Origin of the sequence: Citrobacter sp. Cf136, from assembly GCF_030333815.1 — a bacterium.
Taxonomy (GTDB): Bacteria; Pseudomonadota; Gammaproteobacteria; order Enterobacterales; family Enterobacteriaceae; genus Citrobacter; species Citrobacter freundii.
In genome coordinates this window covers 724713-743289 of the sequence record NZ_JAOWFE010000037.1, presented here as the reverse complement: position 1 = coordinate 743289, position 18577 = coordinate 724713, and the positions used below count along the sequence as shown (strand labels likewise).

General features: G+C 48.7%; 20 protein-coding genes and 1 pseudogene. 6 read left to right on the top strand and 15 right to left on the bottom strand.

From position 1 onward, the window contains the following. The 8 genes from potI to OGV98_RS17295 all read right to left on the bottom strand — a co-directional run bounded on the left by potI (position 1) and on the right by OGV98_RS17295 (position 7149). Positions 1-846: a putrescine ABC transporter permease PotI gene (potI, locus tag OGV98_RS17330; RefSeq protein ID WP_003035376.1), complete on the bottom strand. Its 846-nt coding sequence runs from the start codon at positions 844-846 to the stop codon at positions 1-3. Continuing rightward, a complete protein-coding gene (gene potH / locus OGV98_RS17325) occupies positions 843-1796 on the bottom strand; it encodes a putrescine ABC transporter permease PotH (protein ID WP_044701670.1) in 954 nt (317 codons plus the stop codon). The genes potI and potH overlap by 4 nt, the downstream gene beginning before the upstream one ends. A 9-nt stretch (positions 1797-1805) precedes the next feature. Next, entirely contained in the window at positions 1806-2939 is a 1134-nt protein-coding gene (gene potG / locus OGV98_RS17320) for a putrescine ABC transporter ATP-binding subunit PotG (RefSeq protein WP_003035373.1), read from the bottom strand. A gap of 138 nt (positions 2940-3077) precedes the next feature. Next, on the bottom strand, positions 3078-4190 hold the full coding sequence (gene potF / locus OGV98_RS17315; protein WP_046669940.1) for a spermidine/putrescine ABC transporter substrate-binding protein PotF: 1113 nt from the start codon (positions 4188-4190) through the stop codon (positions 3078-3080). 433 nt (positions 4191-4623) lie between these two features. Beyond that, positions 4624-5100: a type III secretion system chaperone family protein gene (locus OGV98_RS17310; protein WP_003035368.1), complete on the bottom strand. Its 477-nt coding sequence runs from the start codon at positions 5098-5100 to the stop codon at positions 4624-4626. Between the two features lie 90 nt (positions 5101-5190). After that, on the bottom strand, positions 5191-6093 hold the full coding sequence (gene rimK / locus OGV98_RS17305) for a 30S ribosomal protein S6--L-glutamate ligase (protein WP_202580642.1): 903 nt from the start codon (positions 6091-6093) through the stop codon (positions 5191-5193). Between the two features lie 59 nt (positions 6094-6152). Further along, positions 6153-6875 (bottom strand): nitroreductase NfsA, encoded by a 723-nt coding sequence (nfsA, locus tag OGV98_RS17300; RefSeq protein WP_044701671.1) that lies wholly within the window; start codon positions 6873-6875, stop codon positions 6153-6155. Next, positions 6859-7149, bottom strand: a complete 291-nt coding sequence (locus OGV98_RS17295) for a YbjC family protein (protein WP_003845523.1) — start codon at positions 7147-7149, stop codon at positions 6859-6861. Before OGV98_RS17295 ends, nfsA begins: the two co-directional genes overlap by 17 nt. A 172-nt stretch (positions 7150-7321) precedes the next feature. Between OGV98_RS17295 and OGV98_RS17290 the strand changes: the two genes are divergently transcribed. Continuing rightward, a complete protein-coding gene (locus OGV98_RS17290; protein ID WP_003035358.1) occupies positions 7322-7585 on the top strand; it encodes a GrxA family glutaredoxin in 264 nt (87 codons plus the stop codon). A gap of 34 nt (positions 7586-7619) precedes the next feature. Here OGV98_RS17290 and OGV98_RS17285 read toward each other — a convergent pair whose 3' ends face one another. Further along, positions 7620-8000, bottom strand: coding sequence for an inner membrane protein YbjM (locus OGV98_RS17285; RefSeq protein ID WP_003035356.1), 381 nt, complete (start codon positions 7998-8000; stop codon positions 7620-7622). Between the two features lie 269 nt (positions 8001-8269). Between OGV98_RS17285 and OGV98_RS17280 the strand changes: the two genes are divergently transcribed. The 3 genes from OGV98_RS17280 (at position 8270) to OGV98_RS17270 (ending at position 11515) form a co-directional block, all read left to right on the top strand. Beyond that, complete coding sequence (locus OGV98_RS17280; RefSeq protein WP_003035354.1) at positions 8270-9955, top strand: aspartate:alanine antiporter; 1686 nt, start codon at positions 8270-8272, stop codon at positions 9953-9955. Positions 9956-10220: 265 nt separating this feature from the next. Continuing rightward, a complete protein-coding gene (locus OGV98_RS17275) occupies positions 10221-10619 on the top strand; it encodes a hypothetical protein (protein WP_286551752.1) in 399 nt (132 codons plus the stop codon). Between the two features lie 113 nt (positions 10620-10732). Then, positions 10733-11515, top strand: a complete 783-nt coding sequence (locus OGV98_RS17270) for a DUF2971 domain-containing protein (RefSeq protein WP_286551750.1) — start codon at positions 10733-10735, stop codon at positions 11513-11515. A gap of 88 nt (positions 11516-11603) precedes the next feature. Here OGV98_RS17270 and OGV98_RS17265 read toward each other — a convergent pair whose 3' ends face one another. From OGV98_RS17265 to OGV98_RS17240, 6 genes and pseudogenes are all read right to left on the bottom strand, one after another. Beyond that, positions 11604-12329 carry a hypothetical protein gene (locus OGV98_RS17265; protein ID WP_286551748.1) on the bottom strand — a complete coding sequence of 242 codons (726 nt, stop codon included), beginning with the start codon at positions 12327-12329 and terminating at the stop codon, positions 11604-11606. Between the two features lie 191 nt (positions 12330-12520). Continuing rightward, the gene (locus OGV98_RS17260; protein ID WP_286551746.1) at positions 12521-12769 is read right to left on the bottom strand and encodes a hypothetical protein; all 249 of its coding nucleotides are present in this window, start codon (positions 12767-12769) and stop codon (positions 12521-12523) included. 148 nt (positions 12770-12917) lie between these two features. Then, complete coding sequence (locus tag OGV98_RS17255; RefSeq protein ID WP_001738742.1) at positions 12918-13250, bottom strand: hypothetical protein; 333 nt, start codon at positions 13248-13250, stop codon at positions 12918-12920. 105 nt (positions 13251-13355) lie between these two features. Further along, the gene (locus tag OGV98_RS17250; protein ID WP_286551743.1) at positions 13356-15059 is read right to left on the bottom strand and encodes a hypothetical protein; all 1704 of its coding nucleotides are present in this window, start codon (positions 15057-15059) and stop codon (positions 13356-13358) included. Further along, complete coding sequence (locus tag OGV98_RS17245; protein WP_137397120.1) at positions 15059-15604, bottom strand: baseplate complex protein; 546 nt, start codon at positions 15602-15604, stop codon at positions 15059-15061. Before OGV98_RS17245 ends, OGV98_RS17250 begins: the two co-directional genes overlap by 1 nt. Then, positions 15576-16070: pseudogene (locus OGV98_RS17240) on the bottom strand (hypothetical protein); the annotation flags it as partial. The gene OGV98_RS17245 and the pseudogene OGV98_RS17240, both read right to left, overlap by 29 nt. Before the next feature lie 196 nt (positions 16071-16266). Here OGV98_RS17240 and OGV98_RS17235 point away from each other — a divergent pair. Together OGV98_RS17235 and OGV98_RS17230 are read left to right on the top strand one after the other, a co-directional pair. Then, positions 16267-16887, top strand: a complete 621-nt coding sequence (locus tag OGV98_RS17235) for a phage repressor protein CI (protein WP_286551741.1) — start codon at positions 16267-16269, stop codon at positions 16885-16887. A 79-nt stretch (positions 16888-16966) separates the two neighbouring features. Then, positions 16967-17986, top strand: coding sequence for a phage integrase (locus tag OGV98_RS17230; RefSeq protein ID WP_204528817.1), 1020 nt, complete (start codon positions 16967-16969; stop codon positions 17984-17986). Positions 17987-18577 lie beyond the last annotated feature (591 nt).

Genomic DNA, 18577 nt, shown 5'->3' with positions numbered 1-18577 from the left:
TCAGCCGCGTCTTGCACGTTGGATATCGCGGATCCGTTGTTTTTCTGTTCGCGCCATCAGATACCACGCGATAAATCCGATAATTCCTACCACACCAAGAATCAGCGTCGCCAGCGCGTTGATCTCCGGGTTCACCCCCATACGTACGCTGGAGAACACCAGCATCGGTAACGTTGTGGCGCCAGGACCAGAGACAAAGCTGGCAATAACCAGATCATCGAGTGACAGCGTGAAGGCTAATAGCCAACCGGAAATCACCGCCGGCATAATCATCGGCAACGTGATGACGAAAAAGACCTTCAGCGGCGTGGCGCCAAGATCCATCGCAGCTTCCTCAATGGAATGATCCAGTTCGCGCAAACGTGAAGAAATTACCACCGCTACGTACGCTGTACAGAAGGTGACGTGCGCCAGCCAGATGGTCAGCATACCGCGATCCGCCGGCCAGCCGATGGCGTGAGCCAACGCTACAAACAGCAGCAGCAGCGACAAACCGGTAATGACATCTGGCATAACCAGCGGCGCGGTGATCATAAAGGCGAAACCATTCGAACCACGAAAACGACCAAAGCGCACCATTACCACGGCGGCGATGGTACCAAGGATTGCCGCCATCGTCGCAGCGCCCGCGGCAATCGTTAGGCTCATGCCTACGGCGCTTATCATCGCGGTATCGTGAAAAAGCTCGCCATACCAACGCGTTGACCACCCCGCCCAAACCGTCACCAGCTTCGAGCTGTTAAACGAATAGATAACCAACATCAGCATCGGCGCGTACAGGAAGGTAAAGCCAACTACCAGGATAAAAATACGCCACGGCGAGCGAACGACTGGTAAGTTATTCATCCGTGTTCCCCCACGCTTTTTTGCTGATATTTGTGGAACCACATGATCGGCACAATCAGTAACAGCAGCATAATAATGGCGACAGCAGAAGCCACCGGCCAGTCGCGGTTATTGAAAAACTCCTGCCAAAGCACACGGCCAATCATGATGCTGTCCGGGCCGCCCAGCAGCTCAGGGATCACAAACTCGCCAACAGCCGGAATAAACACCAGCATTGACCCGGCAATAATCCCGCCCTTGGTCAACGGCACAATCACGCTAAAGAAAGTCTTCAGCGGTCGGGCACCTAAATCCAGCGCCGCTTCCACCAGCGAGTAATCAATACGGGTCAGCGCGGTATAAATCGGCAGCACCATAAAGGGCAAATAGGCGTAAACAATGCCGATATAGACCGCCAGATTGGTGTGCAAAATAGTCAACGGTTGGTCGATGACACCCAGCCACATCAGAAAGTTGTTCAGGACGCCGTTGTTTTTCAGGATCCCCATCCAGGCATACACGCGAATTAAAAACGAGGTCCAGGACGGTAGGATCACCAGCAACAGCAGAATATTACGCGTTGAGGGTTTACTGTGCGCGACTGCCCATGCCAGCGGGTATCCCAGCAGCAGACAACAGATTGTCGAAATTCCCGCCACCTGTAACGATTGCAGGTAGGCATCGAAATAGAGCGGATCGTCCGTCAGTTGCAGGAAGTTGGCTAAGTTGAGCGTGATGGATAACTGATCGTCAGCCCATGAAACGAGGTCGGTATAGGGTGGAATAGCGCGCGCCATTTCAGCCAAACTGATTTTGAAGACGATCAGAAAAGGCAGCAGAAACAGGAGCAGCAGCCACACATACGGCAGCGCGATCACCAGCTTGCGCCCGTGCTTCATTTGCAGCCGCGACATAAACAGCCTGAATCGCCCCGCGTTATCCACGCGTGCCGCAGGTTCAAGTGTACTCATCTTCGCTCCTTAAACCGTCAACACCACACAGCTGTCCGCATCCCAACATAAACGGACTTCGTCACCCCAGGTTGGTAACCCTTTACGATAACGATGCTCATTTTGTAGCTGGGCGCTCAACATCTGACCGCTTTTCAAACGTACGTGATACACCGACAAATCACCCAGATAGGCAATGTGCACCACTTCGCCTACCGCGAAGTTATAACCCTCTGGCGGAGGCGCTTCGCAGAGCATGATTTTTTCCGGACGCAGCGCAACATACACCGGGACGTTATCGACAACAGAAGCATCGGCGTCCACTTTCAGCGGATGCACCAGTCCTGGAGACTCAATCACCAGACCATCTTCCCGACGTTCTTTCAGCAGTCCCTCAAAAACGTTTACCGAACCGATAAACTCTGCGCTATAACGCGTGGTCGGATGCTCGTAGATCTCTTCTGGCTCACCAATCTGGACAAATTTTCCACGATTCATGATCGCAATACGACCCGCCATCGTCATGGCTTCTTCCTGATCGTGCGTCACCATCACGCAGGTCACACCGACGCGTTCCAGGATATCCACTACCTCCAGTTGCATGCGGTCTCGGAGTTTTTTATCCAGCGCCCCCATTGGTTCATCCAGCAGCAGCAGTTTTGGACGTTTTGCCAGGCTGCGCGCCAATGCCACGCGCTGACGCTGGCCGCCAGAAAGCTGATGTGGTTTGCGTTTAGCGAACTCCTGCATATGCACGAGTCCCAGCATCTCATTCACCCGACTGGCGATTTCAGCCTTCGGCAGTTTGTCCTGCTTGAGACCAAAGGCAATGTTCTGCTCGACAGTCATATGCGGAAACAAGGCGTAGGACTGAAACATCATATTAATTGGACGCAGATAAGGCGGGACATGCGCTAAATCGACGCCATCAAGCATGATTTGCCCGGTAGTCGGCAGTTCAAATCCCGCCAGCATCCGCAGCAGTGTCGATTTGCCACAGCCGGACGCGCCGAGCAGAGCAAATATTTCACCTTTGTAGATAGTAAGATTGACGTCATCAACGGCGTGCTGACCGTCAAATGACTTGGTCAGATTGCGAATTTCAAGCAGCGGGGTCAGCGCCTTGCGGATTTTCGCTTGTGGGCGTGGGGTTGCATCATTCACTCAGGTGCTCTCCGGCATAAAACAAAGAAACGGTGCAAATAACGCACCATAACGGTGCGTATTGCCGGGTTATATGTGTCCGGGCTCAACGCTGCCCGGCAGGCACAAATCCTGCCGGGTCATGTCCCAAACATCGGTTTATTTCCCGCTTTTTACCTTCGTCCATGCGCGGGTACGTACACGATCGATCTTCGGATCCTGTACTTTCAGTGTGAATAACTTAGCTCGCACATCCGCAGGCGGGTAAATACCCGGGTTGTCACGAACTTCAGGGCTTACCAGAGCCGTCGCTTCTTTGTTGGCATTGGCATAAAACACGTGGTCGGAGATATGCGCAATCACATCAGGGCGCAGCAGGTAGTTGAGGAACTGATAGGCTTCGTCTTTGTTTTTCGCATCGGCAGGCATCGCGAATACGTCAAAGAACGCCATTGCACCTTCTTTAGGAATTGAGAAGGAAATATTGACGCCATTTTTCGCTTCTTTCGCACGGTTTGCGGCCTGCCATACGTCCCCAGCCCAGCCGATTGCAACGCAGGTATCACCGTTTGCCAGGTCGTTGATGTACTGCGAAGAGTGGAAATAGCGAATATTCGGTCGCAGTTTCAACAACAGATCCGTTGCCGGTCCGGTGTAATCATCCGCTTTGGTACTGTTTGGATCTTTACCCAAATAGTTCAGCACCGTGGCGAACACCTCTTCGGGGGCATCAAGGAAAGAGACGCCGCAGCTTTTGAGTTTTTCCAGATTTTCTGGCTTGAGGATCAAATCCCAGCTGTCAACCGGCGCATCCGGCCCCAGCACAGCTTTAACTTTATCCACGTTGTAACCAATACCGGTCGTAGCCCACATATACGGCATCGCAAACTTGTTGTCCGGATCGTGTTTGCCCACCAGCTTCAGCAGTTCAGGATCAAGGTTTTTCCAGCCCGGCAATTTGCTCTTATCCAGCGGTTGGAATACGCCCGCGGTCAGTTGACGTTCAAGGAAGCTGGCGGATGGAACGACAAGGTCAAAGCCGGTACTGCCAGCCATGAGCTTACCTTCCAGCACTTCATTGGAATCAAATACGTCATAGATGACTTTAATTCCGGTCTCTTTTTCAAAATTAGCCACCGTGTCCGGGGCAATATAATCAGACCAGTTATATATATGCAGCGTTTTTTGTTCAGCAGCGAGCGTGCCGGCAGAGACGGCCATCAGAACACCCGCAACCAGGCCTGATAACCATTTTTTATTTAAGGCGGTCATAATCTCTTTCCTTCTGAAAGTTCGTTAACAAACGAACAAAAATGTCACACTCTAATGATATGCAAGAAACGTGCATATTCTTTCATGCGGCACCGATGTAAAGAGAGACCTCTCCTCACGCCGCTATTGCTCGCTGGCATCCGCCCAGGCATTCAACATACATTGTGGCCGTAGAACAGGTCACAAGGGGCTGTTTAAATGATGACGTTGGTAAGCTTCGCAAGAATAACTTTAGCCAGGAATTGTGGATATAGCCCAGATTAAAAAACGTCTTTTATCAATTTTTTATGCAGGAATTGTCTATGACGTAAAGCGGAAGGCGCTGAATAGAGGTGAATAATTCTTTAATAAAAGGTTAAATACAGAATAAAAACGGGCAATACGCAACCGCTCTGGCAGCGGCTGCGCAATATATGTCCAGATTCAGGAAGAATTAATGGAGGAAATGAATTTCAGCGGTGCTATTCTGCGCATCTTCTTCAGCATTAAATAACAGCTGATGCGCACCGGCTTCAAGGATCACCATCGATATCTGCTCTTCGCTCTGGCGAACAAAACATTCAAACTGCTCAAACGTCACGCCCGGCATAACGGATAAAGACTGGCAAACCACCAGTTTTGGCAGATTATCATCCTGCATATCCAGAAAAGCTTTCACCGTCAGTGAGCTGGCATTGATCGCGGACAGATCGGCGGCCAGCGGCAACAGTGCAGAAGGTCTGACTTCTGCCATCGCGGAAAACAGAATGACGTTATCGACCAAATCAACTTTTGCATCAAAGATGCCGTCAAAATTCTGCATGTGCGGTAAATGCAGCGCCTGACAGGTATCGCATTCAAAAAAACTCATGCCCAGGTCGTCGAGCCATTGACGCAACGTATCCAGAGTGGGAACGACCAGTGATGTCATAATAATGTGCGACCTCTATTGATGAAAAAAATACCGGCACAGCTTACGCAAAAAGAGCGTGTCATACCACGATCGCAATCGATATTGCGCTTAGCCGCCGATTTTAAGGCAAAATTCAGGCGTAGCGTGACGTTCGATCCACTGGATCATCTTGCCAGCTATGTCTATCCCGGTGGTTTTCTCCACTCCTTCCAGCCCCGGAGACGCGTTGACCTCCATGACCAGTGGCCCTCGATCAGCGCGCAGAATATCAACACCTGCAACGTCCAGGCCCATAGTCCGGACGGCTTTGAGCGCAATTTCTCTTTCGCGCGTCGTGATACTCGCAATAGTCGCCACACCACCGCGATGGAGATTAGAACGAAAATCGCCCTCTTTAGCCCGTCGTTCAATGGCGGCCACTACTTCGTCGCCCACCACGAAACAGCGGATATCGCGCCCCTTCGCTTCTTTGATATATTCCTGAACCAGGATATGGGCATTCAGCCCACGAAAGGCATCTACCACGCTTTCTGCAGCCTGCCGCGTTTCCGCCAACACCACGCCAATACCCTGGGTGCCTTCAACCAGTTTCACCACCAACGGCGCACCGCCAACCATGTCAATCATGTCGCTGGTATCGTCGGGAGAGTGGGCGATCCCGGTGATGGGTAAATCAATTCCCTGACGCGCCAGCAGCTGTAGCGAACGCAGCTTATCGCGCGCTCGTGTAATCGCTACCGATTCATTCAACGGATAGCTACCCAGCATCTCAAACTGGCGCAGCGCCGCCGTCCCATAAAAGGTAATCGCGGAACCAATCCGCGGGATCACCGCGTCGAAATGGGGAAGCTGACGGCCCTTGTAATGAATAGAAGATGCCGCCGGACTGATGTTCATATAGCAAGAAAGGGGATCGATAACTTCAACCAGGTGACCGCGCTGCATCGCCGCTTCACGCAGGCGTTTACAAGAATAGAGCGTTCCGTCCCGGGACAAAATGGCAATTTTCACCCTGCACCTCTCTGAATGACCTGGTAAAAGCTGGCGTATCATACACTGGGTTAAAATCTTTAGCGCGTGGCCCATCCCTGTTTATGCAAATATTCCAGGATAAAGGGGCGACTTTCTTTAATGATGGTACGGCGAATGTGATCGCTCCAGGTGTCACGACGCGTATTGCTGCCGCGGGTCAGATAGTACTGCGCAAGCTGTTCGTCATACTGCGACAAAACGTCTGTATCGAGCGGCTGATACTGGTTTTCGTGCACAACAAGCGACGCAGGCAGGCGCGGCTTGATATCCGGGTTATCCGCAGGCCAGCCAAGGCACAAACCAAACAGCGGCAGAACGTGCTGCGGCAGCTTCAGCAGTTCGGTGACCGGCTCAATATTGTTACGCAGACCGCCAATGAATACGCCGCCAAGTCCCAGCGACTCTGCCGCCGTCAACGCATTTTGCGCCATCATTGCAGTATCAACCACGCCCAGCAGCAGCTGTTCCGCCAGCCCAAGTTGCGCATCAGGGCAAATCTGCAAATGACGATTAAAATCAGCGCAAAACACCCAGAACTCAGCGGCCTGGGCCACATGCTTTTGGCCGCCAGATAAGGTAGCCAGCGATTCACGCAGAGATTTATCCGTTATACGAACGATCGTCGTGCACTGTAGAAAACTGGAGCTTGACGTTCCCTGAGCGGCGGCAATAATCGCCTCACGCTGTGCATCCGAAATATCATCATCGGTAAAATGGCGAATGGAACGGTGGCTGCGGAGTAAATCAATGGTTGGTGTCATCTCTTTTGTCTCTGTCTAAATCAGTTGAATCACCGGGTGCGCGTGACATCAGTTGCGGTGCCAGCAGTTGAGCAATACGCCACATCAACGCCACCGCAGCAGGGAGCATCAGCAGTACGCCCAGAAATATCATCACCACGCAGGCTAACGGGCTGTTAAGCGGTGCGGGCAAGGTGAGGTAATCGTTAAGCGATAGCAGCGCCAGCGATAACAAAACCATCCCAATTATTTCCAGCATCAATACGCTTTTGGGTAATACACCAATTGTGCGCATACGCGGCCTCCCGGCGAAATGGCTTTCATTATAAAACGTTCCGGCTTGCCGTGTTTAACAGATATAGCTTGAGGATATCAAAGCAACAGGCTGAACCTGCTTTCCATCCGTCACAAATCGCGGCATCATAACAAGTATTGCCATCCGGCCTGATAAGTTCGAGGAGAAAGAGATGTTTGCCGTTATTTTTGGTCGCCCAGGGTGCCCGTATTGCGTGCGCGCAAAAGAATTAGCAGAAAAATTAAGCAGTGAGCATGACGATTTTAACTTCCGCTACATTGATATCCATGCTGAAGGAATTACCAAAGCAGATCTGGAAAAAACAGTAGGTAAGCCAGTTGAAACCGTTCCGCAGATTTTCGTCGATCAAAAACACATCGGCGGCTGCACGGATTTTGAAGCATGGGCAAAAGAGAATATGAATCTGTTCGCCTGATAGCTGTTTCTACGCCCTCAGCTTGAGGGCGTCATCAGTTCTTTTTCCGCCGTTGATGCTGATTGAATAAGCTACTGATAAATAAAAAACATAATGCTCCAAGCGCGCACCAAAACACCGCACTAAACAACCACGCCAGCTCTTGCCACAATGAACGCGTCGGCATAAAAACGAAACGCATCAGTAACAGGCAGCACGGCGCCGCCAACATTGCACCAAGAAGGGGTTTGAGTACTTCCCGACGATGGGAAAAAAAGCTTGCTGCAGCACCAGGTAAGATAAAAAACAACAATCCGACCTCAGGATGCCCTGCTGCTCTGAAAGCCCCTTTCACGTTCAGCGTTAATGAAAGACACACCACAATAAAGAGCACAAAGCAGCAGACCGCACTCGCCCAACTTTGCTTATGTTTCAATCGTTCCTCCTGACACATTCTCTATCGAACACTCTTTTCGCCCGCAGGCGTCCAGTCAGATAAAGTAACTCGGCATTCCATGCCAAAAACACACCCACACGATTCTTATAGCCGTTGATACGTAATGAGATTAAACTAGCCGCATATATTGTTATGCTGCATTATTCGGGGCTGTGTACGATGCTATCGCCCCTTAATTTCTGGCAAAAACATTAGCGTAAATTGCCATTTCTTTCAATAGCTTACTAGTAAACAAGAAGTTAGTCTCCGTGAATATAAACGTCGCAGATTTGTTAAATGGGAATTACATCCTGTTATTATTTGTGGTCCTGGCTCTGGGCCTGTGTCTGGGCAAATTGCGTCTGGGTTCAGTCCAACTCGGTAATTCCATTGGCGTTTTAGTGGTCTCCCTATTATTAGGTCAGCAGCACTTTAGTATTAACACCGATGCATTAAATCTCGGCTTTATGCTGTTTATTTTTTGCGTCGGCGTCGAAGCCGGCCCCAACTTTTTTTCGATTTTTTTTCGCGATGGGAAAAATTATCTAATGCTTGCTCTGGTGATGGTCGGTAGCGCAATGCTGATCGCCCTGGGGCTGGGTAAGCTATTTGGCTGGGACATCGGCCTGACGGCGGGTATGCTGGCTGGCTCGATGACCTCAACGCCGGTGCTGGTCGGCGCAGGTGACACCTTGCGCCATTCAGGAATGTCAGGAACACAACTTTCAAGCGCTCTCGATAACCTGAGCTTGGGTTACGCCCTCACCTATTTGATTGGTCTGGTCAGTCTGATTGTTGGTGCGCGCTATTTGCCGAAACTTCAGCATCAGGATCTGCAAACCAGCGCCCAACAAATCGCGCGTGAACGAGGCCTGGATACTGATGCCAATCGTAAAGTTTACCTCCCGGTGATTCGCGCCTATCGCGTTGGCCCGGAGCTGGTGGCATGGGCCGATGGTAAAAATCTGCGCGAACTGGGTATTTATCGTCAGACCGGTTGTTACATTGAACGTATCCGTCGCAACGGCATTCTTGCCAACCCGGATGGTGACGCGGTGCTGCAAATGGGCGATGAGATAGCCCTGGTGGGTTATCCGGACGCCCATGCCCGCCTCGATCCCAGCTTCCGTAACGGTAAAGAGGTGTTCGATCGCGATCTGCTCGATATGCGCATCGTCACTGAAGAAATTGTAGTGAAAAACCACAATGCCGTTGGTCGTCGCCTGGCTCAGTTGAAACTGACCGACCACGGTTGTTTCCTGAACCGCGTGATCCGCAGCCAGATTGAAATGCCTATTGATGACAACGTCGTGCTCAACAAAGGTGACGTATTGCAGGTCAGCGGTGATGCTCGCCGCGTGAAAACCATTGCCGATCGTATCGGCTTCATTTCGATTCACAGTCAGGTGACCGATCTGCTGGCCTTCTGCGCCTTCTTTATCATCGGTCTGATGATCGGGATGATCACCTTCCAGTTCAGTAATTTCAGCTTCGGCATCGGGAATGCGGCTGGACTGCTGTTCGCCGGTATCATGCTGGGCTTCCTGCGAGCCAACCATCCAACGTTTGGCTACATCCCACAGGGTGCGCTGAACATGGTGAAAGAATTTGGCCTGATGGTATTCATGGCTGGCGTCGGTTTAAGCGCAGGCAGTGGCATTGGTAATGGGCTGGGGGCCGTCGGTGGTCAAATGTTGATTGCCGGTCTGGTAGTCAGCCTGGTTCCGGTTGTTATCTGTTTCTTGTTTGGTGCTTACGTATTGCGCATGAACCGCGCCCTGCTGTTTGGCGCCATGATGGGCGCACGTACCTGTGCTCCGGCAATGGAAATCATCAGCGACACCGCACGCAGCAACATCCCTGCGTTAGGCTATGCCGGGACCTACGCGATAGCCAACGTTCTGCTGACATTAGCGGGGACACTCATCGTCATTGTCTGGCCTGGCCTTGGTTAGCGCTGAAATTTACCCTTAAACGAAAATTTTTTGCAGGTAAGCAGAACTTTTCTTCAAGGCGTCAGTCATAACTATTGCCACTGCTTTTCTTTGATGTCCCCAATTTGTGGAGCCCATCAACCCCGCCGTTTTGGTTCAAGGTTGATGGGTTTTTTGTTGTCTGTTATTTTAGCCTTTCTAAATCACTCATTTACTCGATGCTAGGCACCCGACTGGCGGCAAAGTGGCGACAGAGAAGTTTCATCAATCGTGGAGAACTACATCAATGGCATCAGGTAGAAAATCCAGGTACGATTCTATCGACCTTCGCGTTCCTGAGGACCTGAAGCAAGCATTCATAGATGGTTTTGATGAAGTTGGTTTACACGCTGGGGTGGTTCATTGTTTCTCAGCTAAACCATCAACCGTTAAAGAGTATCTTAGTGTCCTTTATGAACGTGGTAAGACCTACGCACCATTAGTACTAAAGGCGCTTGAAATGTTACAACGAAAAAACAGCATCAAAATTGAAATTTCTTCTGATCGTAAGCTCATAGATTTGAAGGGCATCTCGACAGAAGATGCTCTGAAGCTTATCGAGGCTGCGAGTACTATTCGGGTATCTCATACCGATAGTGTTGAATCTCAACACAAGTCTCAGATTTCTATCAGCCCTAAAGAATGAAACGTTGGTGGGTGCAACCTAAATACTCACCATTATGGTCTATCAATACCGTACTAACTTGAGCTGTAAAAACCAGAGCATCTTGAACTATATAGTTACGATGGAGATACTTAATGATGGATACCTGTACAACTCCTGAGCCTGAACGACCAGTACACAGGAAATTTTATAAATATCTTAACATTGAAAATTGTTTAAAAACCTTGAGGAATGGGACCTTATGGTTTTCTAGGCCAGAGAAATTTAACGATCCTTTCGACTGTTATCCATACTTTCCCATTCAAGGAAGGAATAAATTATTTAAAAAACTCAAAAACACTCACAAACCGGAACAGAAAGTTTCTAATAAAATATTACAAAATAATTTTAAAATAATGAGTCAAACGGGTATAGGTGGAATTACGCACAGCCTAGTATCAAATAATTTAACAGTAACATGCTTCAGTTTAGACCATTTATCGGCTCCAATGTGGGCACATTATGCTGACGACCATCAAGGTTGTGTAATTGAGTTCGAATACACTCCGGAGATAATTGAAAAAATATCAAAATCAGCCGATAAAATAATTATCGTTCCCTTCGATGTTAACTATACAGATAAACGACCTGCTTTATACGATAAAAATGGCAATATGAGTGGACTAGATATAGCACTTTCTAAAAGCACCCAATGGGATTATGAAAAAGAGGTAAGAGCGCTTAGTAATTATGAAGGAATCCATCAATTTTCAAGACTTCAAATTTCCAGAGTTTTTACGGGAGTACGAATCAGTAAAGAAAACAAAGTAAAGGTAAAGGACGCAATTACTGATATGAACAAAGAAATGAAATCACGATGCAAATTCACCGAACTTAGCATAGCATTTGATAGCTATAAATTTGTAGAACTTAACTAACCACTTACCATTTAAATACGTGACAATAATAACCCTGTGCAATTTATAGCAAGAAGGCTTCGGTGAGAAGCCTTAACGTTTTGTTTTTTTATTTCTTGGTAGTAAAACTACACTCTGGTTTCTCGATAAACTTAAACTCCTTGAAATCCTTTGTGGCAAGTACTGAATCAGAGTTAACTTGCAAAACGTGATATATTTCATTACACATCAAGTTGTTTTTTTCATCATTAGCAATAGTTGCCCCAATAAAATACATTAAGAGTAATGCAGACATTCCCCAACTAAAATATACATAATATTGCAACACATTAAATTTATGAGCAGCTTTTATCGTCCCTGTTACTCTAGGTGGCTTCAAAGAGATAACAAACCTTCGTTGATACCATTTTTTCCCGTTTTTTTTGGAGCATACTGCAAATTCAAAGTTAAATATAAAATACACAACAAAAATTATGAAGAATACTTTTGATGTCGTAGGTTTGTGATACAAATCCATCATAGCCAACAGTATTGTGATAATAATTACACTATTCCTTTTTAAGAAAAGCCTCCAAGGCTCACTTAATTTCATATTATCACTTGAATCTTCATTGGATTCACTTTCACTAACAGACGTAAGCAGATCGATAAAAAATGACATCAACCCCAAAAATGCCAATAAAAAAACACCAACCTTGAGAATTGAAACTAACTGTATGTCTATAAAATCATCGGGTATACCTTTTGTTCTAAAGTATCCCAGATAATAAACATAAGTATATAAATACGAGCATGCAGTAATTATTAAAACTAGTACACCATCTTTTATTTTCATTCTGACACCACTATTTAAAAACACGCACCTTCTTACTGGTTCGTTCCGAAAATTTCAGTAAACAGTGAATGAGCAACTTCCCGAAAGCCGCACCATCCCTGGTTTTATCCAAGATGAGCATAACATACCAACTGTTAACCTTGCTCTTTAACTTAGACGCAATCTCAAAATACACAATAAAATTCAACCAGTTACGTTTCATTAAAAAAATAAAGATCAACCCAAAAATGAAAAACACTGAAATTTCTTTCAATCTTTTCAGTTTGGGGTTTCCGCAAAACCGCCAGTACTGGCGCTGTCCGCCGCGGTGATTTGTAGAAAAATAAAACTGAAAATTTTTTACGATCCAAAAACCGCAGGCGGGTGCGGTGTAGTGCCGTTTTTGTCTGTGAAGTATTTTTTTTGTCAGCATGTAGAGCCGTCAGTGCTTCGCTGTGCATTTGATCCTATTGAGGTGTCTCGTGTGGTATCTGAGCATTGCAATGCGTACAGTGTGCGTTCTGTGCCGCCTGTTAACTGGCACAAAAAAACCCGCATTGTGCGGGTTAGCGGAATACTCAATTTATATCAACTGATATGAAGCTATGGTTATCGGCAGGCTTTCTGACCAACATAGTATGCAATTGAACGGTCAATTATAGGTGCCATATTTGGATCTGGTGCTGAGCCATTCATTTGCTCGATAGTGTCACCGCTTCCAAGATACTTGACTGTCGAGGCCGTACAGTCGTACAAGCGCTTAGAATATGACACTCCAGATGGTCCCTCTCTCTTGGTTGTTATCGTAGCCATATCACCGGTACGCGTCTTCTCTAAGACCGTATAGCTAGCCTTCGTATCCGTTGGCACAGTAAAAACTTCAGCGGCTAACACATTGAATGAAACTGCTGCGCCTACAGCTAACATAATGAAATTTTTCATATCCCTTTTCCTATCCTTTGAGTCAGCAATAATCCTATCGCAACAATCCTAACAAGGAACTGAGCAAACGACAAAGCCCGCATTATGCGCGGGCTGATGGGATGATCAGGCGATTATTTTCTGGTACTTACTCCGGGTCTGTCCGGCCTTCTCTGCTGTCTGGGTAAATGCTCCGGCATTGGTTGGCGTACCAACGCTGGGGTGTGAATGGCTCGCACATTGCTGCGCCAGCTCTGCCAGCAAATCAATGGTGTCCAGCATCATGGTCAGGGTGTTGATGCTCTCACTGCCAATATGGACGGTTGGCCCCATAATCTGCTGGCCGCCCGCCGCCACCGATTTACGCAACGCGGCAATCTTTTCTGTCAGGGTTCCCCCCACATCAACATCCACGGCACCGGCCACTTTCGTGGATTGTTTGCCGGTTATATCGGCTTCGTCATTCCCCTCAATGCTGGCCAGCCGGTTGCCCTTCACGGCCTGGCTAAAATCACCGGCACTGACCTGCTGAATGGCTCCGGCCATCAGGGTGGCGGTACCCAGTACCGTGGTCTTATCGGTAGCCTTAATCGTGGTTTCACGGCTGACAAGATCACGCTGCTCCATATCGGCTTTAACCGTCCGCACCATCGATGTTTCACTGATAGTCTGATCGGTCTGCCTCACCCAGTCGCCAGCCTGGGTAACACGCTGCGACACCTCCGCCCGTTGCTGTTGCAGCTGCTCGCCGGGTTTAACATCCGGCAGACTGGTACCATCCGGCAACGTCTGCCTGATAAACGGTTTATCCGGGCGCCCTCCGGTAAACGCAACTTCAACCAGCGTCCCTTCTGGCGGGAACTGGAACATGCCAGAGTCATTCCCGGCCATAGGTACCGGCAGCGGCACCGCAGAATAAACCGGCGTCTGGTTGTCCGGGTTGCCGTCTGCATCAAGCAGCTGCACATCAACGGCATAGCGCGGCCGGAACGGATCGGCAAAATTACCGCTTTTCACAGTCTCACTGGGTGCCACCACTCTGGCCAGCTTTGGCAGGTGCAGCCCGGAAGCCAGTTCCGGGTAATGGCTTTCAATCTGGCGCTGTGCCGGTGTTTTCTGTAATGGCTGACCTGTTGCGCGGTTTCTGGGTGTCCAGGTGATGGCCATGGTGTCATTGGTCAGATGAACTTTGGTCACGCGCTCCCCGTTCAGCTCCACACCCGGCCGCAAACTCTGGATCAGTGGCACCGTCATGGAATTACCGCCAGCCGCCCCCTGGCTGAACTCTGCCGGGATATCGACCGGACGATCGGCAAACATCGCTTTTTCCGCGCCGCCCACATACAGGGAACCATCCGGCAACTGGTACCAGATGTAATCCGGGATACTGAATGCTTTGCCCAGATTATTCAGCAACTGATAGCCCGTGCCATTGTGGGTGAAATGGGGGATCGGCTTATCGCTGTAAGGGGAATCCGGCACACTGACAGCAATTCCGCTGTTTTCCTCCAGCCAGCGGGCTACCTTGCGCAAAGTGGGATGCTGAAATGAACATGGCCACATCCTTTCAAATACGCCGACCAGCTCGCGCACAAACAGACGCTGAAAACCGTTTTCGGCGGGTTGTGCGCGTTCCACATAGCCGGTAAACCAGCGCAAAAGCAGATCGGAATAACCCACATCCAGCCGCACCAGTTTCCCGGTGTAATCCGTGGCTGTCTGTGCGGTGATAAACCCCCGGCCACAGCTGCTCAGCTCCAGCACCAGGCTGGCATCAGCCAGGTGAACTTCATCCGTTGAAAGGTACAGGCGTTTAACTGGTTTCATCATTAACCCAAAGCATCATTGACGGGTTTCAGCACCCGTTTTTCAAACCACGTCAGTTTTTCTTCATCTTCTCCGGCACTCTGGCCGCCAGGCTGTCCGGCATTACCGGCCGTCTGTTTTTTAGCAGACGTTTTACCTGTTGCCCTGGCTTCCCGTTTTTCCTGCACGCTGATATGTTCTGCCAGCGTAAACGTGACCAGCCAGGCCATTTTCCCGTCCTGCTGCGGGGCATCTAGCATTCCGCTGAATGTCGCCTCACGAAAATTCACGGCTCTGGCCACTTCATGCGCCACGCGGTATTTCTGGCGGTTGCCTCCGGCATCCGTGGCGCTGGCCAGTTCGAAAATACGCTTCAGGATCTCCGGGCTTTTAAACGGAATTTCGCCACTGATACGCAGCTCTTTCCCTTTTGCCCCCTGTTCTGATTTGGTTGTGGCACTTGTCTGGCCGGACTGGTCTTTATCCTGAAACTGCTGCGATACGGTCACGCGCATATTTTTCAGCTGGATAGCCTCACCATTAAGCGCCAGCGTTGGGATCGAAGTCATGAATCATTCCCTTTATTCCATCCAGATTGTCACCGACCAGCATCACCGCCGCTGTGTAGACGGCTGACGGTTGCGGGATATCCTTTACCAGTTCCAGCAGCGTGGTGGCCGTATCACCGGTGCTGGTAAACACCCATGCTCTGGCACTTTTCCCCTGCAAATCATTCAGCCCGCTGGCCACATCACTGATCAGGCTGTCGCGCAGCTGCGTGAACTCACCCAGTTGCTGCTTTAGTCCGTCCAGGCTGAATCCCGCACTGGCCGCTTTTTGTGCCTGGCTGACAGCCGCCGCAGACAATGCCACCCTGCTGGTTGGCACAGACAGCGGAATGGCCACCGGCAACCCCGCCCCGGTTTTAGCGGGGATCTGCATTTTTTCGATGGCCAGCGCCGCTGCGGATTGTGCCAGGCGTTTTACCTGAGTGAATGCCGGTGCCGGGAAAACATCCAGACAATCCAGTGAGTTCTATGTACTTCTCTTTTGAGATCGAGGGGACAGGCAGATTGATTGAAATGTTTGTAGTCATAGTGCAAGATTCCTCGTTTAAGTCTTAACCGTAGCGAGCGGTGACAAGTATTAATAACTCCATATCCGTACTTCAAACGGAAGGCTAATGCTTCAAATGGAGTTAGTCAACAATTAAAACTCCAAAGGCGTAATTATGGACTTCAATAAAGGCGGGCAGGAAGTAATCAAGCGATTACTCACTGCTTATGGGTTCAAGACAAGACAGGCTTTATGCAATCAACTTGGCGCATCAACTAGCACGATGAGCACCCGCTGGATGAGGGATATTTTCCCTGCTGACTGGGTAATTCAATGTGCGATGGAAACAGGAGCCTCATTAGAATGGCTTTCTTTCGGAAAGGGCGATCCTTTCGAAAATGGAGACAAAAAAACTCCAAATGAGTACTTTGCAACTGCAAACGATAATGCTCTGGGTGATGTGATTGCGGTACCCCGGAAAAAAATCATTGATGGAATTCTTTACGACTCCAATTTTTATATGCTTGATAAAGCAATGCTGCCCTCTCATCTAGGCAAGCCTGTAATCATTTTTGATGAAGACACTCCCTATATTGCAGATCAAAAAACAGACGAAGTTTCAGACGGAACCTGGGTTGTAGAGATCGAAGGCAAAGTAAGCGTTAAGGAACTAACCCGCATTCCAGTAGGCAAGGTTCTTGTAACCCCTTCATCTGGAGGCCAATCTTTTGAATGTGGAATTAATGACCTTAAACCACTGGCTAAATGCTACTACTACCTAATGTCGAATGTTTGATTGAGAGATTATCAAACATTGACACTGTATAAATAAACAGTAAATCATACCCCTATCTCAATGTAATAAGGGGTATTGAATGGCAGTTCGTAAACTTGAGACGGGTAAATGGCTCTGTGAATGCTACCCTGCCGGACGTTCTGGGCGCAGGGTACGAAAACAATTTGCAACCAAAGGCGAGGCGTTGGCTTTTGAGCGCCACACAATGGATGAAATCGCGTCTAAACCTTGGCTGGGTGATGCTGTTGATCGGCGCTCTCTAAAAGACATTGTGAACCTCTGGTATAAGCTTCACGGCATATCTCTTTCCGCTGGCGAACATGTATATGAAAAACTACTACTAATCGTGGATGCACTGGGGAACCCGCTGGCTACGGCGCTGACCCCAAAGATGTTTGCTCACTATCGCGACAAACGCCTAACCGGAGAGATTTATTTCAGTGAAAAATGGAAGAAAGGAGCAAGCCCAGTAACGGTAAATCTTGAGCAAAGTTATTTAAGTGGTGCCTTTAGTGAATTGATTCGCTTGGGCGAATGGCTCTTGCCAAACCCTCTTGAAAACATGCGCAAATTTACCGTTGCAGAAAAGGAAATGGCATGGCTTACACATGACCAGATTGCAGAATTGCTGTATGACTGCCAGCTCCAAAACAAGCTTTTAACGCTCGTTGTGAAAATATGCCTCAGTACAGGAGCGCGATGGAGAGAAGCTGTCAACTTAACAAGATCGCAGGTTACGAAGTACCGCATTACGTTCACCAGAACAAAGGGAAAGAAAAACAGAAGCATTCCTATCAGCAAGGAACTGTATGAAGAGATCACCGCGCTTGAGGGATTTAAATTTTTTGATGATTACTATTTTCAATTTGCATCAGTAATGGATAAAACTTCTATCATTCTTCCCCGTGGTCAACTAACCCATGTACTTCGCCATACCTTTGCGGCTCACTTTATGATGTCCGGTGGAAACATACTTGCGTTACAAAAAATACTGGGTCATCACGATATAAAAATGACTATGCGATATGCTCATCTCGCTCCGGACCATCTTGAGTCTGCATTAAGATTTAACCCATTAGCAACGATGAAATCCTACTGAGATCTCTTTTCCATTAATTTAAATAATATATATTGCAAATTCATTGATTATATGGACTTTTTGGAGAGTCTTAGCATGTGGCCAAGAAATAAATACACTGGTCCGGGTGGCGGACGATATACCGGCCCTGGCGGAGGTCTTTATACAGGACCAGGTGGCGGTGCTTACACAGGACCGGGTGGTGGTCTCTATACAGGTCCTGGTGGTGGCATGTACACAGGTCCTGGTGGAGGCCTATATACTGGGCCAGGTGGCGGAATGTATACCGGACCAGGGGGGGGGCTCTATACTGGCCCTGGTGGTGGTTTATATACAGGTCCCGGAGGGGGGCTACACACTGGACCAGGTGGTGGAATGTACACAGGACCAGGAGAATCATACCGAAGCAACATTCCTCCTTGGGACGTCTTTATTGATATATTAAGAAGGCATGGACACCACTCCATCGCCGATACCATTGCTCGCTACCTGTAAAATTCTCACTATTAGCTAAGTCAAATTTCTTTTAAAACATAGCTCATACTCCACACAGGTTGAAGAATCAAAGCCGCGGGTAATCCTACCAGCGGCTTTTATCACCACATTGGTTTT

Excerpts from the sequence above, each read along its gene's own strand:
- potF (WP_046669940.1), bottom strand. The coding sequence starts at position 4,190 with ATGACCGCCTTAAATAAAAAATGGTTATCAGGCCTGGTTGCGGGTGTT.
- OGV98_RS17230 (WP_204528817.1), top strand. The coding sequence starts at position 16,967 with ATGGCAGTTCGTAAACTTGAGACGGGTAAATGGCTCTGTGAATGCTAC.
- OGV98_RS17275 (WP_286551752.1), top strand. The coding sequence starts at position 10,221 with ATGGCATCAGGTAGAAAATCCAGGTACGATTCTATCGACCTTCGCGTT.
- OGV98_RS17250 (WP_286551743.1), bottom strand. The coding sequence starts at position 15,059 with ATGATGAAACCAGTTAAACGCCTGTACCTTTCAACGGATGAAGTTCAC.
- potH (WP_044701670.1), bottom strand. The coding sequence starts at position 1,796 with ATGAGTACACTTGAACCTGCGGCACGCGTGGATAACGCGGGGCGATTC.
- OGV98_RS17260 (WP_286551746.1), bottom strand. The coding sequence starts at position 12,769 with ATGCACAGCGAAGCACTGACGGCTCTACATGCTGACAAAAAAAATACT.
- OGV98_RS17290 (WP_003035358.1), top strand. The coding sequence starts at position 7,322 with ATGTTTGCCGTTATTTTTGGTCGCCCAGGGTGCCCGTATTGCGTGCGC.
- OGV98_RS17310 (WP_003035368.1), bottom strand. The coding sequence starts at position 5,100 with ATGACATCACTGGTCGTTCCCACTCTGGATACGTTGCGTCAATGGCTC.
- OGV98_RS17265 (WP_286551748.1), bottom strand. The coding sequence starts at position 12,329 with ATGAAAATAAAAGATGGTGTACTAGTTTTAATAATTACTGCATGCTCG.
- OGV98_RS17295 (WP_003845523.1), bottom strand. The coding sequence starts at position 7,149 with ATGCGCACAATTGGTGTATTACCCAAAAGCGTATTGATGCTGGAAATA.
- OGV98_RS17235 (WP_286551741.1), top strand. The coding sequence starts at position 16,267 with ATGGACTTCAATAAAGGCGGGCAGGAAGTAATCAAGCGATTACTCACT.
- nfsA (WP_044701671.1), bottom strand. The coding sequence starts at position 6,875 with ATGACACCAACCATTGATTTACTCCGCAGCCACCGTTCCATTCGCCAT.
- potI (WP_003035376.1), bottom strand. The coding sequence starts at position 846 with ATGAATAACTTACCAGTCGTTCGCTCGCCGTGGCGTATTTTTATCCTG.
- OGV98_RS17270 (WP_286551750.1), top strand. The coding sequence starts at position 10,733 with ATGATGGATACCTGTACAACTCCTGAGCCTGAACGACCAGTACACAGG.
- OGV98_RS17255 (WP_001738742.1), bottom strand. The coding sequence starts at position 13,250 with ATGAAAAATTTCATTATGTTAGCTGTAGGCGCAGCAGTTTCATTCAAT.
- OGV98_RS17245 (WP_137397120.1), bottom strand. The coding sequence starts at position 15,604 with ATGACTTCGATCCCAACGCTGGCGCTTAATGGTGAGGCTATCCAGCTG.